12 protein-coding genes are annotated in these 19,887 nt (G+C 67.5%); 4 read left to right on the top strand and 8 right to left on the bottom strand.

The genetic code is table 11. From position 1 onward, the window contains the following. Window positions 1-20: 20 nt before the first annotated feature. The gene (locus BLS34_RS09805) at window positions 21-1,205 is read right to left on the bottom strand and encodes an ABC transporter substrate-binding protein (RefSeq protein ID WP_093149962.1); all 1,185 of its coding nucleotides are present in this window, start codon (window positions 1,203-1,205) and stop codon (window positions 21-23) included. A 188-nt stretch (window positions 1,206-1,393) separates the two neighbouring features. Between BLS34_RS09805 and BLS34_RS09800 the strand changes: the two genes are divergently transcribed. From BLS34_RS09800 to BLS34_RS09785, 4 genes are read left to right on the top strand one after another with little or no spacing between them, the layout of a single operon-like run. Then, window positions 1,394-4,744: a transglutaminase family protein gene (locus BLS34_RS09800; protein WP_093149960.1), complete on the top strand. Its 3,351-nt coding sequence runs from the start codon at window positions 1,394-1,396 to the stop codon at window positions 4,742-4,744. A gap of 2 nt (window positions 4,745-4,746) precedes the next feature. Next, the gene (locus BLS34_RS09795; protein ID WP_093149958.1) at window positions 4,747-7,149 is read left to right on the top strand and encodes a circularly permuted type 2 ATP-grasp protein; all 2,403 of its coding nucleotides are present in this window, start codon (window positions 4,747-4,749) and stop codon (window positions 7,147-7,149) included. 8 nt (window positions 7,150-7,157) lie between these two features. Continuing rightward, window positions 7,158-8,039, top strand: a complete 882-nt coding sequence (locus BLS34_RS09790) for a transglutaminase family protein (protein WP_093149956.1) — start codon at window positions 7,158-7,160, stop codon at window positions 8,037-8,039. Window positions 8,040-8,059: 20 nt separating this feature from the next. Further along, a complete protein-coding gene (locus BLS34_RS09785; protein ID WP_093149954.1) occupies window positions 8,060-8,677 on the top strand; it encodes a glutathione S-transferase family protein in 618 nt (205 codons plus the stop codon). A 124-nt stretch (window positions 8,678-8,801) separates the two neighbouring features. Here the strand turns inward: BLS34_RS09785 and BLS34_RS09780 are convergent, their stop codons facing one another. The 7 genes from BLS34_RS09780 to BLS34_RS09750 form a co-directional block, all read right to left on the bottom strand. Beyond that, complete coding sequence (locus BLS34_RS09780) at window positions 8,802-10,091, bottom strand: amidohydrolase family protein (protein ID WP_093149952.1); 1,290 nt, start codon at window positions 10,089-10,091, stop codon at window positions 8,802-8,804. Window position 10,092: 1 nt separating this feature from the next. After that, window positions 10,093-11,037: an ABC transporter permease gene (locus BLS34_RS09775; RefSeq protein ID WP_093149950.1), complete on the bottom strand. Its 945-nt coding sequence runs from the start codon at window positions 11,035-11,037 to the stop codon at window positions 10,093-10,095. A gap of 3 nt (window positions 11,038-11,040) precedes the next feature. Then, the gene (locus BLS34_RS09770) at window positions 11,041-12,090 is read right to left on the bottom strand and encodes an ABC transporter permease (RefSeq protein WP_093149948.1); all 1,050 of its coding nucleotides are present in this window, start codon (window positions 12,088-12,090) and stop codon (window positions 11,041-11,043) included. Then, window positions 12,080-13,624 carry an ABC transporter ATP-binding protein gene (locus BLS34_RS09765; protein ID WP_093149944.1) on the bottom strand — a complete coding sequence of 515 codons (1,545 nt, stop codon included), beginning with the start codon at window positions 13,622-13,624 and terminating at the stop codon, window positions 12,080-12,082. Before BLS34_RS09765 ends, BLS34_RS09770 begins: the two co-directional genes overlap by 11 nt. Beyond that, window positions 13,624-14,655, bottom strand: coding sequence for a BMP family protein (locus BLS34_RS09760; protein WP_093149941.1), 1,032 nt, complete (start codon window positions 14,653-14,655; stop codon window positions 13,624-13,626). Before BLS34_RS09760 ends, BLS34_RS09765 begins: the two co-directional genes overlap by 1 nt. Before the next feature lie 169 nt (window positions 14,656-14,824). After that, window positions 14,825-15,754 carry a GGDEF domain-containing response regulator gene (locus tag BLS34_RS26655; RefSeq protein ID WP_028792705.1) on the bottom strand — a complete coding sequence of 310 codons (930 nt, stop codon included), beginning with the start codon at window positions 15,752-15,754 and terminating at the stop codon, window positions 14,825-14,827. 13 nt (window positions 15,755-15,767) lie between these two features. Beyond that, the gene (locus tag BLS34_RS09750; protein WP_139189210.1) at window positions 15,768-19,676 is read right to left on the bottom strand and encodes a response regulator; all 3,909 of its coding nucleotides are present in this window, start codon (window positions 19,674-19,676) and stop codon (window positions 15,768-15,770) included. Window positions 19,677-19,887 lie beyond the last annotated feature (211 nt).

The raw sequence follows: 19,887 nt of genomic DNA, 5'->3' as shown, positions 1-19,887 counted from the left end.
CGTTGCCGACCGCCAGGCGGTCAGTGGTAAGACACCGTCTTCCAGGCGCCGCCCTCGATGATGGTCTCGCGGAAGCTGCCGGCGGACTCGCCCGGGCCGATCAGCTCCAGCGCGGTGCCGCCGACATAGTCGATGTCACCGCCATCGGCGAGGATCTTCAGGGCCTTGGCCAGCTCGCCCGGATAGATCTTCTCGCCCGGGGCGTTGGCGACCTTCTCGACATGGTCCTTGTAGACCGCGCTGTCGGTGCTGCCGGCGGACTGCATGGCGAGCAGCAGGACGGCGGCGGCGTCATAGGCCTCCGGGACGTACGGGTCGTCGCCCTTGAAGCCCTTCTTGCCGCCGAGTTCGGCCAGCATCTTCGCGCCCGGGCTGTCGGTGCCCGGGTTGGTGCCGATCGAGCCGTCGATGGCGTCCCCGAAATTCTCGGTCAGCGACTCGCCGACCATGCCGTCCGGCAGCAGGAACGTTTCGAACGCGCCGGTGTCCAGCGCGGCCTGGATCATGCCCTTGCCGCCCTGGTCGAGGTAGCCGGCCACGATCAGGAGTTCACCGCCGGCCGAGGCCAGGGTGGCGACTTCGGCCGAGTAGTCGGCCTTGCCGTCCTCGTGAGCGGCGACGGCGGTGATCTGGCCGCCGGTCTTCTCGAAGGCCGCCTGAATGGCGTCGGCGAGACCCTTGCCGTAGTCGTTGTTGGTGTAGGTCAGCGCCGCCGACTTGATCCCCTTGGACGACAGGATCTTGCCGATGATTTCGCCCTGGCGGGCGTCGGACGGGGCGGTGCGGAAGAACAGGCCGTCATCCTCGATCGTGCTCAGCGCCGGCGAGGTCGCGGACGGCGAGATCATGACGATGCCGTTCGGACGCACGATGTTGTTCAGGACCGCGGTGGTCGCGCCCGAGCAAGTCGCGCCGACGATGCCGACGACACCTTCCGACGTGATCAGCCGGTCGGCCGCGGCCGTGGCGGCCGACGCGTCGATGCAGGTGCTGTCACCGCGCACCGAGACGACCTTCTTGCCGCCCAGGAACAGGCCGCTGTCGGAAATCTCCTGGATCGCCGCCTCTCCGCCAAGCGCCATCGGCTTGACCAGCGACTCCGTCGGACCGGTGAAGCCCTGAAGCATACCGACTTTGACTTCTTCCTGAGCGTGCGCTGCGGTGGAGAACACCGCCGCACACAGCAACGGTAGCAAACGTTTCATGGTCGTTTCCCCTTGTTGAATGCCAGGTTTCTGGTCTGCCCCACTATACATTTGTGGGCTGCGACAGCAATCGAAGCGACATACACACCCGACGCCGCGGCGTCGGGGAGAGGGGCCTCGTAATACGTTTCGCCATTGCGATATAACCTCCTAAGGTACCGTCGGACGCTGCAACCATCTGGGTAGTCATGTCGATCAAGGCCGCGATCCACCACCTCACCCATTACCGCTACGACCGCCCGGTCAGCCTGGGCCCGCAGATCATCCGCCTGCGCCCGGCCCCGTACAGCCGGACCCGGGTGATCTCGCATTCGCTCAAGGTCACGCCGGATACGCACTTCGTGAACCACCAGCAGGATCCCTACGGCAACTGGCTGTCCCGCTTCGTGTTTCCCGAGCCGGTCCGCGAACTGAAGATCGAGGTCGATCTCGTCGCCGACATGACGGTCTACAACCCGTTCGACTTCTTCGTGGAGGAGAGCGCCTCGGAATGGCCTTTCGCCTATCCCGAGGAGCTGAGCGACGATCTGTCGATCTATCTGCGCCCCGAGCCGATCGGCCCGCGGGTCGAGGCGTTCCTGAAACGCCTCGACCGGTCGCAGACGGGCACCGTGGACTTCGTCGTCGACCTGAACCGGCAGGTGTCGGAGGCGGTGAAATACCTGATCCGCATGGAGCCGGGCGTGCAGACGCCGGAGGAGACTCTGGAGCTGGCGAGCGGGTCGTGCCGGGATTCCAGCTGGCTGCTGGTCCAGATACTGCGTCATCTGGGCTTCGCCGCCCGCTTCGTGTCCGGGTATCTGATCCAGCTCAAGCCGGATCTGGTAGCCCTGGACGGCCCGGCGGGGACCGATCACGACTTCACCGACCTGCACGCCTGGGCCGAGGTGTATCTGCCGGGCGCGGGCTGGATCGGCTTGGACCCGACCTCAGGCCTGCTGACCGGCGAGAGCCACATTCCGCTCGCCGCCTGCCCGCACTACCGCAACGCGGCGCCGATCTCCGGCATGGCGAGTGCCGCCAATGTGGATTTCGCCTTCGACATGTCGGTGCGGCGGGTGGCCGAGCATCCCCGCATCACCAAGCCGTTCTCCGAAGAGGCCTGGGAGGCCCTCGACACTCTGGGCGAGAAGGTCGACCGCGACCTGAGCGAGGGCGACGTGCGCCTGACCATGGGCGGCGAGCCGACCTTCGTGTCGATCGACGAGTTCGAGTCCGAGGAATGGAACACCGCCGCCGTCGGCCCGATGAAGCGCGGCCTGGCCGACGTGCTGATCCGCCGGCTGCGCCAGCGGTTCGCGCCGGGGGGTTTCCTGCATTACGGCCAGGGCAAGTGGTATCCGGGCGAGACCCTGCCGCGCTGGACCTTCTCCCTGTACTGGCGGCGCGACGAGCGGCCGATCTGGCGCGATCCCGACCTGATCGCCGGCGAGACCGAGACGCTGGATGCCGGCCCGAAGGAAGCCGAGGCGCTGCTGAAGGCGATCGCCGAGAACCTCACCATCGAGCGCGACTATGTCGTCCCCGCCTTCGAGGACCCGGCGGAATGGGTGCTGAAGGAGGCCAATCTTCCGGAGAACGTGACACCGGAGAACTCCAAACTGCGCGACGCCGAGGAACGCCACCGCATCGCCCGGGTGTTCAGCCGCGGCCTGACAGAGCCGGCCGGCTACGTCCTGCCGGTGCAGAGCTGGCAGTCCCGGTCACGCGAGACGCGGCGCTGGCAGTCGGAACTCTGGAAGCCCCGCCGCGGGCATGTGTTCCTGGTACCCGGCGACAGCCCGGTCGGGTTCCGCCTGCCGCTCGGCGCCCTGCCCTATGTGCCGCCGTCGCAGTACCCTTACGTCAACATCGCCGACCCCTGGGAGACCAAGGGTCCGCTGCCCGATTTCGACGCGGAGCGCGGACCGGGCGAAGCCGCCGCCGAGGAGGCGGCGCCGCATCAGGCCCGCGCCTCCTTCACCCCCGGCAGCCACGTCCAGAACGTGATCGAGCAGAAGGTCGGGGAGATCGGCGGGGCGGTGCGTACCGCCATCGCGGTGGAGCCGCGCGACGGCCGGCTGTGCGTGTTCATGCCGCCGGTCGAACGGGCCGACGACTATCTCGACCTGCTCGACGCGGTGGAGCGCGCCGCCGCCCAGGTCGGCGTGAAGGTCCATATCGAGGGCTACGCGCCGCCGACCGACCCGCGCCTGAACGTGATCCGCGTCGCCCCGGACCCCGGCGTGATCGAGGTCAACGTCCATCCGGCCGCGAGTTGGAAGGAGTGCGTGGCGATCACCCAAGGCGTCTACGAGGAGGCGCGCCAATCCCGCCTCGGCGCCGACAAGTTCATGATCGACGGCAAGCATACCGGCACCGGCGGCGGCAACCACGTGGTGGTCGGCGGCGCCAACCCGGAGGACAGCCCGTTCCTGCGGCGGCCGGACCTGCTGCGCTCGCTGATCCTGCACTGGCAGCGCCATCCGAGCCTGTCCTACCTGTTCTCGGGCCTGTTCATCGGCCCGACCAGCCAGGCGCCGCGCATCGACGACGCCCGCCACGACACGCTCTACGAGTTGGAGATCGCGCTCGGCCAGATCCCGCATCCGGACAGCGGCACGCCGCCGGCGCCGTGGCTGGTCGACCGGCTGCTGCGCAACATGCTGACCGACGTCACCGGCAACACCCACCGTTCGGAGATCTGCATCGACAAGATGTACTCGCCGGACGGCCCCACCGGCCGGCTGGGGCTGGTGGAATTCCGCGGCTTCGAGATGCCGCCGGATCCGCGCATGAGCCTGGCCCAGCAGCTTCTCCTGCGCGCCCTGATCGCCCGGTTCTGGAAATCGCCGATCGGCGGCACCTTCACCCGCTGGGGCACCACCCTGCTCGACCGGTTCATGCTGCCCCACTTCGTGTGGTCGGACTTCATGGACGTTCTGCAGGACCTGCGTCTGAACGGCTTCGACTTCCGCTCCGAGTGGTACGAGGCGCAGGCCGAATTCCGATTCCCGTTCTGCGGCGAGGTCGAATACGAGGGCGTGCACCTGGAACTGCGGCAGGCGCTGGAGCCCTGGCACGTGTTGGGCGAGACCGGCGCGATCGGCGGCACCGCCCGCTACACCGACAGCTCGACCGAGCGCCTGCAGGTGAAGCTGACGGCGCTGGACCCCGGGCGCTATGTGGTGACCTGCAACCAGCGGCGCATGCCGCTGCACGGCACCGAGAGCAGCGGAGTCGCGGTCGGCGGCGTCCGGTTCAAGGCCTGGAAGCCGGCCATGGCCATGCACCCGGTGATCCCGGTCCACGCCCCCCTCACCTTCGACATCTACGACACCTGGTCGGGGCGGGCACTGGGCGGTTGCGTGTACCACGTGGCGCATCCGGGCGGGCGCAACTACGAGACCTTCCCGGTCAATGCCAACGAAGCGGATGCGCGCAGGCTCGCAAGGTTCGAGTATCATGGTCATACGCCGGGGGGCTATGTTCCGGCACCTGAGATGACTCACCCCGAGTTCCCCTTGACCCTCGACCTGAGACGCGCCGCCGGAACCTGATAATGAGCAAGCCGCTGCAGGCTGCCGACCGATCCGACTGGGGCACCCTTCTGGATGCCTACCGCACTCTGCCGGGCGTGGCCGACGAGCTGTTCGACAGCGCCGGGCGGGTGCGCCCGGTCTGGCAGCCGTTTCTGCGCGACCTCGCCGCCCTGGACGCAGACGCCCTCGACCATGCGCTGGCCCGGGGCGACCAGTATCTGCGCGATGCCGGCGTGTTCTTCCGCCAGTACGGCCCGACCGATTCGACCGAGCGCGACTGGCCGTTGAGCCATCTGCCGATGCTGATCGAGGCCGGGGAATGGCAGAACATCGCCACCGCCCTGATGCAGCGTGCCGACGTGCTGGAAGCGGCGATGGCCGATTTCTACGGGCCGAACCGGCTGGTCGCCGACGGCGTCGTGCCGGCCCGCCTGCTGGCGTCCAATCCGGAATGGCTGCGGCCGATGGTCGGCATCGAGCCCCGACACGGCCATTACCTGCATTTCATCGCCTTCGATATCGGCCGCGGCCCCGACGGCAAGTGGTGGGTGCTGGGCGACCGGACCCAGGCGCCGTCCGGCGCCGGCTTCGCGCTGGAAACCCGCATGGCGACCTCGCGCAGCTTCTCCTCGCTGATGAGCAGCACCAACGTGATGCGGCTGGCCGGCTTCTTCCGCCGGTTCCGCGACACCCTGCTGGGGATGCGCAACGGCGACGGCAGCCGGGTGGCGATCCTGACGCCGGGCCCCCTGAACGACACCTATTTCGAGCATTCCTATATCGCCCGCTATCTCGGCCTGATGCTGGTGCAGGGCGCCGACCTGGCGGTGAAGGACAACCGGCTGATGGTCCGCACCGTCGGGGGACTGCAGCCGATCTCCGTGCTCTGGCGCCGCCTGGACGCGGAATGGACCGACCCGCTGGAACTCAACGAGAGCTCGCGGCTCGGCACGCCGGGCATGATCGGTGCCCTGCGCTCCGGCTCCTTCACCATGGTCAACGCGCTCGGCTCCGGCGCGCTGGAGGCCCGCGCGCTCATGGCCTTCATGCCGCGCATGAGCGAGCACCTGACCGGCCAGCCGCTCGCCATGCCGAACATCGCCACCTGGTGGTGCGGCGGCGCGGGCGAGTGCGACTACGTCAAGGCGAACCTGGAGCGCATGACCATCGACAGCGCCATGTCGACGCGCCTGCCCTTCGACCACGGCCCCAACGTGGTGATCGCCGGCAAGAAGCCGGACGGCACGCCGGTCGATCCGGCCTGGATCGACGCGCAGGGCCCGCTTCTGGCCGGACAGGAGATCGTCTCCCTGTCCACCGCCCCGGCCCTGGTCGACGGCAAGCTGGAGGCCCGGCCGATGAGCCTGCGGGTCTTCGTGGCCCGCTCGGGCAGCGGCTGGGTGGTCATGCCCGGCGGCTTCGCGCGGATCGGCCATTCGGCGGAAAGCGCCGACATCTCGATGCAACGCGGCGGTGCCGTGTCCGACGTCTGGGTAGTGTCCGATGACGCCGGCCCGGCGGATACCCTGCTGGAGACCGGCGGCGGCACGGCCAAGCGGACGCTGGACGCGACCCTGCCGAGCACGGCGGCCGACAATCTGTTCTGGCTCGGCCGCTACGTCGAGCGCACGGATTTCAAGCTGCGTCTGCTGCGCGCCTACCACATCCGTCTGGCGGAAACCGGCGATGGCGACTACCCGCTGGCGGTGATGCTGTCCGAGTACCTGGAGTTCCTCGGCGCCGATGTCGCGGCGACGATCCCGGACAACGTGCTGGACGACATGCGGGCGGCCCTGCGCAGTTCGGGGCAGATCCGCGACCGGTTCTCCACCGACGCCTGGAACGCCCTGGTCGACCTGTCGCGCACCACCGAGATGTTCGCCACCCGCATCCAACCGGGCGACGACGCCGCGCGGGCCTTCAGCGTGCTGCTGCGCAAGATCGCCGGCTTCGCCGGACTGGTGCACGAGAACATGTACCGGTTCACCGGCTGGCGCTTCCTCGGGATCGGCCGGGCGCTGGAGCGCGCCGGGCTTATGATGAACTTCCTGCGGGTCTTCACCGATGCCGACGCGCCGGAGGGCGCGCTGGATCTCGCCATCGAGGTCGGGGATTCGATCATGACCCACCGCCGCCGCTACGCCGCCGGAACCAGCCGCGACACGGTGATCGACCTGCTTCTGCTCGACGACATGAACCCGCGCTCGGTCCTGAACCAGCTCGTCTCGATCGACGACCACGCGTCCTACCTGCCGGTGACGGTCGAGGAGGTGCGGATGACCCCGTTCCAGCGCAAGGTGCTGGAGATCAAGACGGCCCTGACCACCGCCGCTCCGGGCGAAGTCAGCCCGGACAAACTGGAGCAGCTCTCGGGCGACACCGCCACCCTGTCCGGCCTGCTGGCCGACACCTATCTGCGGTAGCGCCGGCCATGCTGTACGACATCACTTTGAAGATCGAATACGCCTATGACAGCCTGGCCGATGCGGGCCGGCACATCCTGCGGCTGACCCCGGCCACCCTGCCGGGCCGCCAGCGGGTCATCGCCTCCAATCTCGACGTGAGCCCGACCCCGACCGAGCAGGGCTTCGCCTTCGACTTCTTCGACAACCGCTGCATCAGCATCTCCTATGACGAGGCGGTGGAGGAGACCGCCTTCCTGATGCAGGCCCGGGTCGACCGCGCCGCGCTGGAACCGCTATTCGACGTGTCTCCCGACCTGCGCCGGCTGGCCAAGGAACTCGACACCCTCAACTCGGTCGCGTCGGAGGCGCCGCATCACTTCCGTGGTCGCTCGCCCAGGGTGCCGCCGGTCGCGGAGATCGCGACCTGGGCTGGCCGGCTGACCGCCGACAGTCAGAGCACGCTGGAGGCGGTGACCGCGGTCTGCACCGCCCTGCACCGCGAGATGGCCTTCGATCCGGAGGCGACCGCTGTCGACACGCCGCTGGAGGAGGCCTTCCGTGCCCGCCACGGCGTGTGCCAGGACTTCACCCATATCGCGATCTCGGCCCTGCGCAGCATCGGCGTGCCGGCCGGCTATGTGAGCGGCTTCCTGCGCACCATCCCGCCCAAGGGCGCCGCCCGGCTCGAGGGTGCCGACGCCATGCATGCCTGGGTGCGGGCCTGGTGCGGGCTGGAGATGGGCTGGGTGGAGTTCGATCCGACCAACAACATGATGGCCGGCGAGGATCATGTGGTGGTGGCGATCGGCCGGGACTATTTCGACGTGGCACCGGTGAAGGGCATGTTTCGCACCGCCGGCTCCCAGGATACCTCGCAATCGGTCGATATGGTCGCCGTCCGGTCGTGAGCCATTCGGTGGAGCGCAGGATGAAACTCTACGGCCGCCCGTTCAGCCTCTATGTCCGTACCGTCCGGCTCTGCCTGGAGGAGAAGGGGTTGGCGTATGAGCTGATCCCCGTCGACCCGTTCGACCAGGCCGGCCTGCCGGACTGGTATGCCGAGTTACACCCGTTCGGAAAGATCCCGGCTTTCGAAGACGGCGACGTCCGGCTCTACGAGAGCGACGCGATCCAGCGCTATCTGGAGGCGTGCTATCCCGAGCCGCCGCTGCTGCCGGGCGCGCCCGTTGCCCTGGCGCGCGCGGCACAGGCGATGCGGATGATGGACAACTACGCCTATCCGGCCATGGTCTGGAGCATCTTCGTCTGCGAGGCGCGGGACCTGGAGGAAGGCTGGATGCCCCGCGAAAAGGCGCTGGAGGTATCGCGCAAAGTGCTGGGCGAGCTGGAGCGGTGGCTGGCGGAGACTCCGTATCTGGCCGGCGATGCCCTGACCCTGGCCGATACGCATTTCCTGCCGGCGCTCGACCTGTTCGCCCGCACCGCGGTGGGGCGGGAGATGATCGAGGCCCATCCGGCCGTCCACGCCTGGTGGCAGGGGCTGCGGGCTCGGCCCTCGGCGGTGGCCACGGCCTTTCCGCAGTGATCCCCCTTACCCGCCCCCGTCATCCTGACGCACGTCAGGATCAAGCATCCCGCGCAGTCGGCTTGGTCCTGAATCAAGTTCGGGACGACGGGAGGGGGGTCGATCAGCCCCGCACACGCTACCCCTACCCCGACCCCATCGGCTGGTGCCGGCGCCGCACGCTTTCCGGGCGGCCGGGGATGGACAGCCGGGCGTCGTTGCGCGCCTGCCGGGAGATCACCTTGCCCTTGGCGATCACGCAGAGCCGGTCCGGCCGCAGCCGCACCGCCTCGATCTTGTCGCCGGCATCCAGCACCACCAGCGACGCCGTGCAGCCGACCTCCAGCCCGTAGCCGTCCAGATGCATGATCTTCGCACTCTCTGCGGTGACCATGTCGAAGCAGCGGGCCATCTCTTCCGGCGCGCTCATCTGCGCCACGTGCAGCCCCATGAAGGCGACATCGAGCATGTCGCCGGTGCCCAGCGAGTACCACGGGTCGCGCACGCAGTCCTGGCCCCAGCCGACGGTGATGCCGAGCGCCTGCATCTCCTTCACCCGGGTCAGGCCCCGACGCTTGGGGAAGGTGTCGTGGCGGCCCTGGAGCATGATGTTGATCAGCGGATTCGGGATCGCGGCCACCTGCGCCTCGGCCATCAGCGGCAGCAGCTTGGAGACGTAGTAGTTGTCCATGGAATGCATGGAGGTCAGGTGCGACCCGGTCACCCGCCCCTGGAGACCGAGCCGCTGGGTCTCATAGGCCAGGGTCTCGATGTGGCGGGACATCGGATCGTCGGTCTCGTCGCAATGCAGGTCGACCAGCAGCCCACGCTCGGCGGCGATCTCGCAGAGCGCCGTCACCGAGGCGACCCCATAGGCCATGGTTCGCTCGAAATGCGGGATGCCCCCGACCACGTCCACGCCCATGTCCAGCGCCCGCACCGTGTTCTCATAGGCGGTGGGGTCGCAGTACAGCCCATCCTGGGGGAAGGCGACGAGTTGGAGATCGATATAGCCCTTCACCGCCTCGCGCACGTCGAGCAGCGCCTGCACCCCGAGCAGCCGGTCGTCGCAGGTGTCCACATGGCTACGGATCGCCAGCAGGCCGAGGCTCGCCGCCCAGTCGCAATAGGCCAGCGCCCGTTCCTTGACCTCGTCCACGGTCATCACCTGCTTCAGCTCGCCCCACAGCGCGATGCCCTCCAGCAGAGTGCCGGACGCGTTGATCCGCGGCAGGCCGTAGCTGAGCGTGGCGTCCATGTGAAAATGCGGATCGACGAAGGGCGGGCTGACCAGATCGCCCGTCGCGTCGATCACCTCTCCGGCCTCGACCGCGTCGTCCAGCCGCTCCACCGCGGCGATGCGGCCATCGCGGATGCCGATATCGGCGACCCGCCCGTCCGGCAGGGTGCCGCCCTTCACGACGATGTCGAACATCTCAGCGCTCTCCCCTGTTGAACGGCACCATCAGCGCCGCCGGTACTTCCGCCCGGCGCGACATCACCACGAGCGCCAGGATCGACAGCAGATACGGCATCATCAGGAAGATCTGGTAGGGAATATCGGCCCCCAGCGAGGTCTGCTGCAGCCGGATCTGCAGCGCGTCGAAGGCGGCGAATAGCAGCGCGCCGAGCAGCGCCTTGCCCGGCTTCCAGGCGCCGAACACCACCAGGGCGATGCAGATCCAGCCGCGTCCGTTGACCATCTCGAAGAAGAACGAGTTGAAGGCGGACATGGTCAGGAACGCCCCGCCAACGCCCATCAATCCGGAGCCGACCACCACCGCGCCCATGCGCAGGGCCGTCACCGAGAGGCCCTGGGCCTCCACCGAATGCGGGTTCTCGCCGACCGCCCGCACCGCCAGGCCCAGCGGCGTGCGGTACAGCACGAAGGCGACGACGGCGGCGGTGACGAAGGCGAGATAGGTCAGCGGTGTCTGCGCGAACAGGGCCTGCCCGACGATCGGGATGTCCGACAGCACCGGGATCGGCAGTTCCTTGAACGCCTCGATGCGCGGCGGGTTGGTGACCTGCGGCAGAGCCACCCGGTAGGCGAAATAGGTTGAGGCCGTCGCCAAAAGGGTGATGCCGAGGCCGACCACGTGCTGGCTGAGCCCGAACGGCACCGACAGGATCGCGTGCAGCAGCCCGAACAGCATCCCCGCCGCCATGGCCATGCCGACCCCGACCCAGAGATCGGCGCCGGAATAGACCGCCATCCAGCCGGCGAAGGCGCCGACCACCATGATGCCCTCGATGCCGAGGTTCAGCACACCGGCGCGCTCGCAGATCAGCTCGCCCAGGGTGGCGAAGATCAGCGGGCTGGCGATGCGCACGGCCGCCGCCCAGAAGCTGGCCGAGATCAGGATGTCGAGGATCTCCACCGCCTACCCCCTCACCACGCGAAAGCGCGTCAGCATGATCGCCAGCACCATCAGCAGCAGGGCAGTGGCGAGCAGGATGTCGGCGATATAGGTGGGCACGGCCGCCGCCCGGCTCATGCTGTCGGCCCCGACGAAGACACCCGCCACGAACAGGGCAGAGACGACCACGCCCAGCGGGTTCAGCAGGGCCAGCATGGCGACGATGATGCCGGTGTAGCCGAAGCCCGGGCTGAGGTCCAAGGTCAGGCTGCCCTTCAGCCCGGCCACCTCGGAGAAGCCGGCGAGACCGGCGAGGCCGCCGGAAATCAGCGCGGTCTTGATCACCACCTTGGTCACCGGGATGCCGGCGAAGGCGGCGGCGCGCTGGTTCAGGCCGACCGCGCGGATCTCGTAGCCGAGCGTCGTGCGGGTCTGCATCACCCAGACCAAGAGCGCGCAGATCAGTGCCAGGCCGAAGCCCCAGTGCAGCCGCAGCCCGTCGACGATGCGCGGCAGCCGCGCCTCGGCGACCAGCCGCTCCGATTTCGGCCAGCCCATGCCCATGGGGTCCTTCAGCGGTCCCTCCAGCAGCATGGACACGAACAGGATCATCACGAAGTTCAGCAGCAGCGTGGTCACCACCTCGTCCACCCCGAGCCGGGTCTTCAGGAAGGCCGGGCCGAGCAGCATCAGCGCCCCGCCGGCGATGGCGGCCAGCATCAGGATCGGCAGCAGCAGGACCGCGGGCAGCGGCAGCAGGCCGGTGCCCAGGACCACCGCCAGCAGCGCGCCCATGTAGAGCTGCGCCTCCGCCCCGATGTTCCAGAGCTTGGCGCGGAAGGCGACGGCGACGGCAAGGCCGGTGAAGATCAGCGGTGTGGCCCGGTTCAGGGTCTCCAGCAGCGCGAATTTGGAGCCCACGGCGCCCTTGACGATCAGCCCGAGCACGGCGAGCGGGTTCGAGCCGGCGACCAGGGACAGGGCCATGGCGATCGCCACCGTGCCGCCCAGCGCCAGGGCCGGCAGTCCGAGCGTGCGCGGCCAGCCCGGATTGGCGACCGGCTCAAGCCGCATGGCTGTACTCCCCGAAACCCTGGCCCGCCATCCATACGCCCAGTTCCGCCGGGGTCTTCGTGCCCCGGGCAAAGGCGGGCGACAGGCGGCCCTCGGAGATCACATGGATCACATCGGCCAGGGTCAGGATCTCGTCCAGGTCCTCCGAAATCAGCAGCACCGCCGCCCCGGCATCCCGCGCCTCGATCAGCCGGTTCTGCACATAGGTGACAGCGCCGATATCGAGGCCCCGCACCGGCTGGACGGCGAGAATGATCTTCGGCTCGGCCTCAAGCGCGCGGCCCAGGATCAGCTTCTGCATGTTACCGCCGGACAGCAGTCGGATGCGCGCATCGGGTCCGGGGCAACGGACGTCGTAGCGCTCGATGATCGCCCGCGTGTGCCGGTCGACCGCCGTCCAGTCGAACCATCCGCGCCTGGAAAAGGGTTCTTTTTCATAGGCTTCCAGGACTGCGTTCTCGGACAGCGTAAAATCAGAGATCGTGCCTGTGCGGTGCCGGTCTTCGGGGATGCGGCCGATCCTGGCGTCCAGGGCGGCGCGAGGGGTCCAGGCCCCCACGCCCTCGCCGGCCACCTCGAAGACGCCCGAGTCCGGCACGGTCTCGCCGGCGATCAGGTCGGCCAGCGCCGCCTGCCCGTTGCCCGACACGCCCGCCAGCCCGGTGATCTGCCCCGCCCGCAGGTCCAGCGACAGGGCGCGCAGCCCGACCGCGTTGCCGACCGGCGTGGTGGAGACCTCGCGCATCCGCAGCAGCACCGCGCCGGGTGCCGCCCCGCCGACCTCGGGCGCTACGATCTCCGAGCCCACCATCAGGTGCGCGAGCTGGTGCCGGTCGGTGTCGGCCGTCGCCGCCTCGCCCACCAGCTTGCCGTGGCGCAGCACGAGCACCCGGGACGAGATCGCCAGCACCTCGTGCATCTTGTGGGAGATGAAGATGATCGACAGCCCGCGCGCCACCGCCTTGCGCAGGGTGGCGAACAGGTCGTCCGTCTCCTGCGGCGTCAGCACGGCCGTCGGCTCGTCCAGAATGAGAATGCGGGCGTCGCGGTACAGCGCCTTCAGGATCTCCACCCGCTGGCGCTCGCCGACGCTGAGCGCACCCGCCTTGGCCTCTGGGTGCACCGCCAGACCGAAGTCGCGGCTGAGCTGCTCGATCCGCGCCCACGCCGCCGCCCGCCCGGTCCCCAGACGCCACAGCGGCTCTGTGCCCAGGATGATATTGTCCAGGACGGAGAGGTTGTCGGCGAGAGTGAAGTGCTGGTGCACCATGCCCACACCCGCTTCCAGGGCCGCGCGCGGGTTGCCCGGCGGCAGGGCGTGGCCGAAAACCTCGATGTCGCCCGCGTCGGCCATGTAATGGCCGAACAGGATGTTCATCAGGGTGGTCTTGCCGGCCCCGTTCTCGCCGAGCAACGCGATCACCTCGCCCTCGTGCAGGTCGAAGGTGATCGCGTCGTTGGCGGTCAGCGGGCCGAACCGCTTGGTGATGTTGCGGAGGCGCAGGACAGCCCGCGCCCCCGGATCGGTCGGCATCAGCTCGACTTCGGTTCTTCGTCGTTGATCTCGACGGTGTACTCGCCGGCTTTGATCGCCGCCTCGCGCTTCTCGACCAGGGCCATGGCCTCGGCCGGAACCTTGCCCTCGAAGGTGCCGAGCGGGGCGAGCGAGCAGCCGCCCTCCTTCATGAAGGAATACTTGCCGTAGTTGTCGGCCTCGAACGTGCCGTCCTGCACCTTCGCCAGCGCGGCGTTGAAGGTCGGCTCGAAATGCCAGAGCGCCGAGGCGACCACCGTCTCCGGATAGTCCGGCTGGGTGTCGATCACGTTGCCGATGGCCAGGATGCCCTTCTCCTGCGCCGCGTCCGACACGCCGAACCGCTCGGCATAGAGCACGTCCGCGCCGTTCTCGATCATGGCGAAGGCGGTCTCCTTGGCCTTCGGCGGGTCGAACCAGGAACCGATGAAGCTCACCTGGAAGGTGATGTCCGGGTTCATCTCCTTCGCCCCGGCCATGAAGGCGTGCATCAGCCGGTTCACCTCGGGGATCGGGAAGCCGCCGACCATGCCGATATTGCCCGACTTCGTCATCGATCCGGCAATGATGCCAGAGAGATACGAGGCGTCCTGGATATAGTTATCGAACACGGCCAGGTTCGGATAGGCCGGATCTTCCAGGAAGCTGGAGCCCATCAGGAAGGCCACGTCCGGGTATTCCAGGGTGACCTCGCGGGCCTCCTGCTCGACGCCGAAGATCTCGCCCACGATCAGCTTCACGCCCTGCTCGGCATATTCCCGCATGACCCGGGGATAGTCGGTATTGGCGGTGTTCTCGGAGAAGGTGTAGGTCACCTCGCCCTTCGCCTGGGCGGCCTCGGCGGCCTTGTGGATGCGGCTCACCCACTGCTGCTCGACCGGGACGGTGTAGATGCCGGCGGTCTTGATCGGCTCGGCCGCGAACAGCGTCGACGGCTTGGTCAGCAGGCCGGCGGCCATGGCGGCACCGGACGCGCCCAGCACACCGCGCCGGGTCCAGCCGGCCCGACTCATCGGGAAATTCTTTTTCATGACACCACCCCTGTCCCTGTCATTGCGGAAATCGGCTCACGACGGTTTGTGCACCGTGACAAGCCCATGCTGCCGCAGTCCTTTAGCGGGCGCAATAAAGACGGGATATCGTTGAAATTCTTAGGGATGGCGCGGCGGCCGCCGCCGGCACCGCACCGCAGCAAAAACCTTAGGCGGCCTGGACCTCCAGGCGGTCCCGGCCGGCGTTCTTGCTCGCGTACAGCGCCTGGTCCGCCCGGGCCAGGGCGGCGTCAATCGAGCCGTCGCCGGCCCGCAACGGCGTCATGCCTACGCTCGTGGTCACGGTAATCTCGAGCCCGTTCCAGACCACCGGCTCCTCCCGGACCGAGCGCAGCACCCGATCGGCCACGAGCGCACCCTGATCGACCGGCGTGCCGGCGGCCAGGATGGCGAACTCCTCCCCGCCCAGCCGGCCGAACGTGTCGGTCTCCCTCAACTGACCGGCGACCCGTTCGGCCACCTCACGCAGGACCGCATCCCCTGCGTCGTGGCCGTAGGAATCGTTCACCGACTTGAAGTGATCGAGGTCCATCATCATCACACAGGCTTCGCCGCCGTACCGGTCGAGCCGCCGGAGTTCCTGGGTCATCCGCTCGCGGAAGGCGCGGCGGTTGGCGAGGCCGGTCAGGGAATCGGTGGTCGCCAACCGCTCCAGTTCGACGTTCAGGTCCTCGAGCTGCTTGGCATAGGCGCGCAGCATGAGCTGGTTGCTGACCCGCGCCCGGACGATGGCAGGATTGAACGGCTTGGTGATGTAGTCGATCGCGCCGAGGCGCAGGCCCGCTTCCTCATCCTCCACGTCGGCATGGCTGGTGACGAAGATCACCGGAATGAGCGCGGTGCGCGGATCACTCTTGAGCCGGATGATGACCTCGTGGCCGTTCATGTCCGGCATCTCGATATCGAGCAGGATCAGGTCCGGCAGGGTCGCCTTGGCCTTGGTCAGAGCATCCATACCGCCGAGCGAGAACGACACGGCGGCAACATCCTTCAGGATCGTCGCCAGAATCCGCACGTTCTCGCGCGCATCGTCGACGATGAGAATGCGGGAACCGGAGATATCGAGATCGGTGTTCATCGCCTGACCGCCCTCATCCCGTGTTCAGCAAGGCGCTGAGCTTGCTGGCGGCCGCGCCGTAGTTCAGGTCGTCGATCGCCGTTGCGACATCCTCCGCGACGGCGCCGTCGCGCGCCCGCAGGGCCGGCTCCAGCGCCCGCCAGGTGTCCTCCGCTTCCATATCGCCGGACCGCAGCTGCTCGACCAGAGCGCGGATATCGGCCGGACCCGCCTTGGTCGGAAACGGCACCAGATTGGCTCCCGCCGTCTCCTGAGCGGTAGCCGCATCGATATCGGCCATCACGTCGGCCAGCGCATCGGCGAGGTCCTGCGCCAGTTCGCCTATCGCCGCCGCATCAACCAGACCGTCGGCATCGATCTTTAATTCCAGCGCCTTGGAAGCCTCGAAAACCGCCAGCGCCCGCAGGTTGCCCGCCACGCCCCGAATCTGATGGGCGATCCGGCGCGCCTGATCGCGATCCCCCTCCGCAATGGCCCCTCGAAGCGCCTGCCCGGTGTCGGCCTGACCTTCACGGAACTTCAGCAGAAGCCGCGAGATCAGATCGTCAGGCAGGGCGCGGCGAAGTTCGTCCGTATCGATCGTCGTCAGGCTGTCCACGTTGATGATCATCGGCGTCTCCGGGTCGGATGGCGTGGTCTTGGCGGGCTCCGGCTGCGCGGCCGGACGGCTCTCGGCCGCCTCACAGTGCCGGGCCAGGGCCTCGAACAGCCTTTCCTCGCCCAGGGGTTTGGCCACGTGGTCGCACATGCCGGCGGCGAAGCACTTCTGGCGCTCCTCCTCCAGGGCATGCGCCGTCATGGCAATGATCGGGAGCGTTCTGAAGCGGTCGTCGTGCTGGATGCGTCGGGTCGCCTCAAAGCCATCCATGATCGGCATCTGCACATCCATCAGGACCGCGTTGTAATACCCCGGTCCGGCCTCGAACACGCGCTCGACCGCGTCCTGGCCGTTGTCGACCACGTCGACCCTGACACCCTGCTGCTGCAGCACGGCGACGGCGACCTCCTGATTGATCTCATTGTCTTCGGCCAGCAGCACGCGCAGACCGGGCAGAACCGTAATCGGCGGGCGGCGGGACGCCGCGTTGCGCGCATAGCGCTGGCCCGTGCGCCTGCCCACCGCCGTGGCGATCGCGTCGAAGAGCGTTGACTGGTTGACCGGCTTGGCCACATAGCCGGCCAGCCCCGACTCGGCCGCGGCCAGAACGGCCTCGTCCGGCATATAGGCCGAGACCAGGATGGTCGCGGGATGCGGGCCGTCGCCGCAGTTCTCGCGGATCCGTCGCGCCGTCTCGATGCCGTCCATCTCCGGCATCATCCAGTCCATCAGCACGATGTTGTAGGTGAGTTCGCCCCGGTCGACGCCGATCCGCCGCAGGGCCGACGGCCCGTCCACCGCCACATCGACCTCGAAGCCCATGGCCCGCAGGGTGTCGCCGATCACCAGACGAGCCATCTGGTTGTCGTCGACCACCAGGACCCGAAGGCTGCGCAGATCGGCCGGGAGCACCGCCTGCGGCTTCGCCCTGGTGGTCCCCAGCTCGAGGCGGGCGGTGAAGTGGAAGGTCGACCCGACGCCGGGCTCCGACTCGACCCAGATGCGCCCGTCCATCCGCTCGGCCAGCTCCTTGGAGATCGTGAGCCCGAGCCCGGTGCCGCCGAATTTCCGCGTGGTCGACACGTCCGCCTGGGTGAAGGGCCGGAAGATCTGACCGAGCTGCTCCGGCGTCATCCCGACCCCGCTGTCGCGCACCGAAACGAGAAGCTCGACTCGACCGTCGATCATCTCGGTCGGCCGCACGGACACGATGATCTCGCCCTCCGAGGTGAACTTGATGGCGTTGGAGCAGAGATTGGTGAGAATCTGACCGAGCCTGAGCGGATCGCCGACCAGTTCCTGTGGCGTATCCGGATCGACGCTGATCAGAAACTCCAGCTCCTTTTCGGCCGCCCGCGGCGCCACCATCGCGGTGACGTTCTCAATAACCTTCATCAGGCGGAACTCGGTCTTCTCAATCGAGATCTGGCCGGCCTCGATCTTCGAGAAGTCCAGAATGTCGTTGATGATGCCGAGCAGGTTCTCGGACGAGAACAGGACCTTCTGGGCGTAATCGAGCTGCTTGGGATTGAGGCTGGTCTGGGCCAGCAGCCGGCTCAGGCCGATGATGCCGTTCAGCGGCGTGCGGATCTCGTGGCTCATATTCGCCAGGAAGGACGACTTGGCCCGGGTTCCCTCCTCGGCCGCGTCGCGGGCCTCGGACAGGCGTTTCATCGTCCGGTCCTGCTCCAGCTCCATCCCGAGCCAGCGGCCCATCATCTCGACGAGAACCAGGTCGCTCTTGGAGAACGGCCGATCCCGCGGCTCGATGGAGGAGAAGTTTATCGTGCCATAGACCGCACCCTCGACGATCACCGGCGCGCCGATATAGGTCCGCCGCCCGAAGATCCGGAAGCACTCGGCATCCGCGAGCGTACTCTCTGCCACGTCATGGAAGGCAAGCGCGCGCTCATGGGCCAGGGTGTGCCGGCAGTATGTGGTCTCCAGATCGAAGGTGGTTCCAGGCACCCGGATCGGACCGGTTCCGACGGAATGCTCGACGATGTAGCGGCCGTCCGCCGTGCGGCTGGCGGTACCAAGTTCCGTACCGAAATGGTCGACGCCAAGCTGCAGAATGCGCCGGATACGCTCTTCCGTCGTCAGCGTGACGTCGGTCGACAGCTCCTGGAACTGGTGAAGGATCGCCGCCGTCATGTCGAGCTCGGAGGCGTAGCGCCGGAACACCTCCAACGATCCCGCCAAGTCGGCCACCTCACGCACCCGGCTCTCCACGCTCTCCACGGGGGAGAGGTCTCCGGTCGGGATCCGAACCATGGCGTCGGTGATATGGGACAGGGGGCGCTGGACGGCGTTGAGGACGATGCTGGCGATCACCGTGCCGATCACGAGCGCACCGATGGAGAAGATCACCACCAGCATATTGGTCAGACGTGAGACCGCGGTGAGGTTGCCATGGATCGTCTGGGTGAGCTGGTTCGCCTCCTCGGCGATGGCCTTCTCGAGGACGACAAGTGCCTTTAGGGCCGAGCCATCATCGACCCTGATCGCCGCATCGACCGCCGACGCGGGCGCGCCGCCCTGGACCATGCTGAGCGCGATGTCGATGTTGAGATCGTAGAAGTAGAGGGTGGTGTCGATGTCCTCCAGCGCCTTGGATTCCTGCTCGGTCAGCGGGAGGGCGCGATAGCGTTCGATCGTGGCCCTCCCGAGTTCGACACCCCGTCGGGCCATTGGCGCGAAGGCGGTGTCGCCCAGCAACACGAGCTTCTTGAAGAAGTCGATCATGCCGCCAAAGCCGATATCCCGCCGGAATTCACGCAGCAGCTCAAGTTTGGTCGGTTTGTCTGAATGAACGGCACGCCGTGCCGACTCGGCCTGGTGGAGGTCATCCAGGGCGAACAGCACCCCCGGCGACCACAGCGCCATGGCGCGCGCCGTTTCCTTCGGGGTGTTGCCATAGGCCCGCATGACCTGCGCGAGTTCTGACCGGTCGTAGAGGACGTTGACCAGGTCCTCGATCTCGCGGAGCGCGGCCCTTTCCTTGGGCGTGATGTCGACCGTGCGGTAGCGTTCGACCGCCGAGCGCACCGTACCGAGGTCGGCATGAAGCGAGTCGATATAGTCGTAGTCGCCGCGCAGGACGAAGTTCAGCAGGTGATGGATCGCACCGCCATAGCCCAGATAGTCAGTGATCTCGACCAGGGACCGGGCCCGCACGGCGCTGGCGTCGCGATACGCGTTCCAGCTCTCCTGGGTCTCCGCCACCCGATGGTTGACCCAGACCGTCGCGCCGATTCCGAAGGCTCCCGCCAGGAAAAGCAGGCCAACCAGGCCGATCGTCAATGTCCGCAGTGAAAAGCGCACGCCGGCGCCTCCATTCGACTAAACCAGTCACTGCGACACAATCTGCTCCACACAGTGACGCGGCGCTCCAAAACCTTGGTAACGCATGGGCGGTAAGCGAAACGTTAATGACCCAACCCCCGCGAACGGCCCTGCCCCTGCGTACGGGCATTCCATCACTTCAGATTACGGGTTAAATATATCTGACGAAGATAACCAAAAGTCGTACATG

Origin of the sequence: Thalassobaculum litoreum DSM 18839 (assembly GCF_900102465.1) — a bacterium.
Lineage (GTDB): Bacteria > Pseudomonadota > Alphaproteobacteria > Thalassobaculales > Thalassobaculaceae > Thalassobaculum > Thalassobaculum litoreum.
Note: the sequence above shows the minus strand (reverse complement) of the source record. Positions and strands in the feature narration are given on the sequence as shown.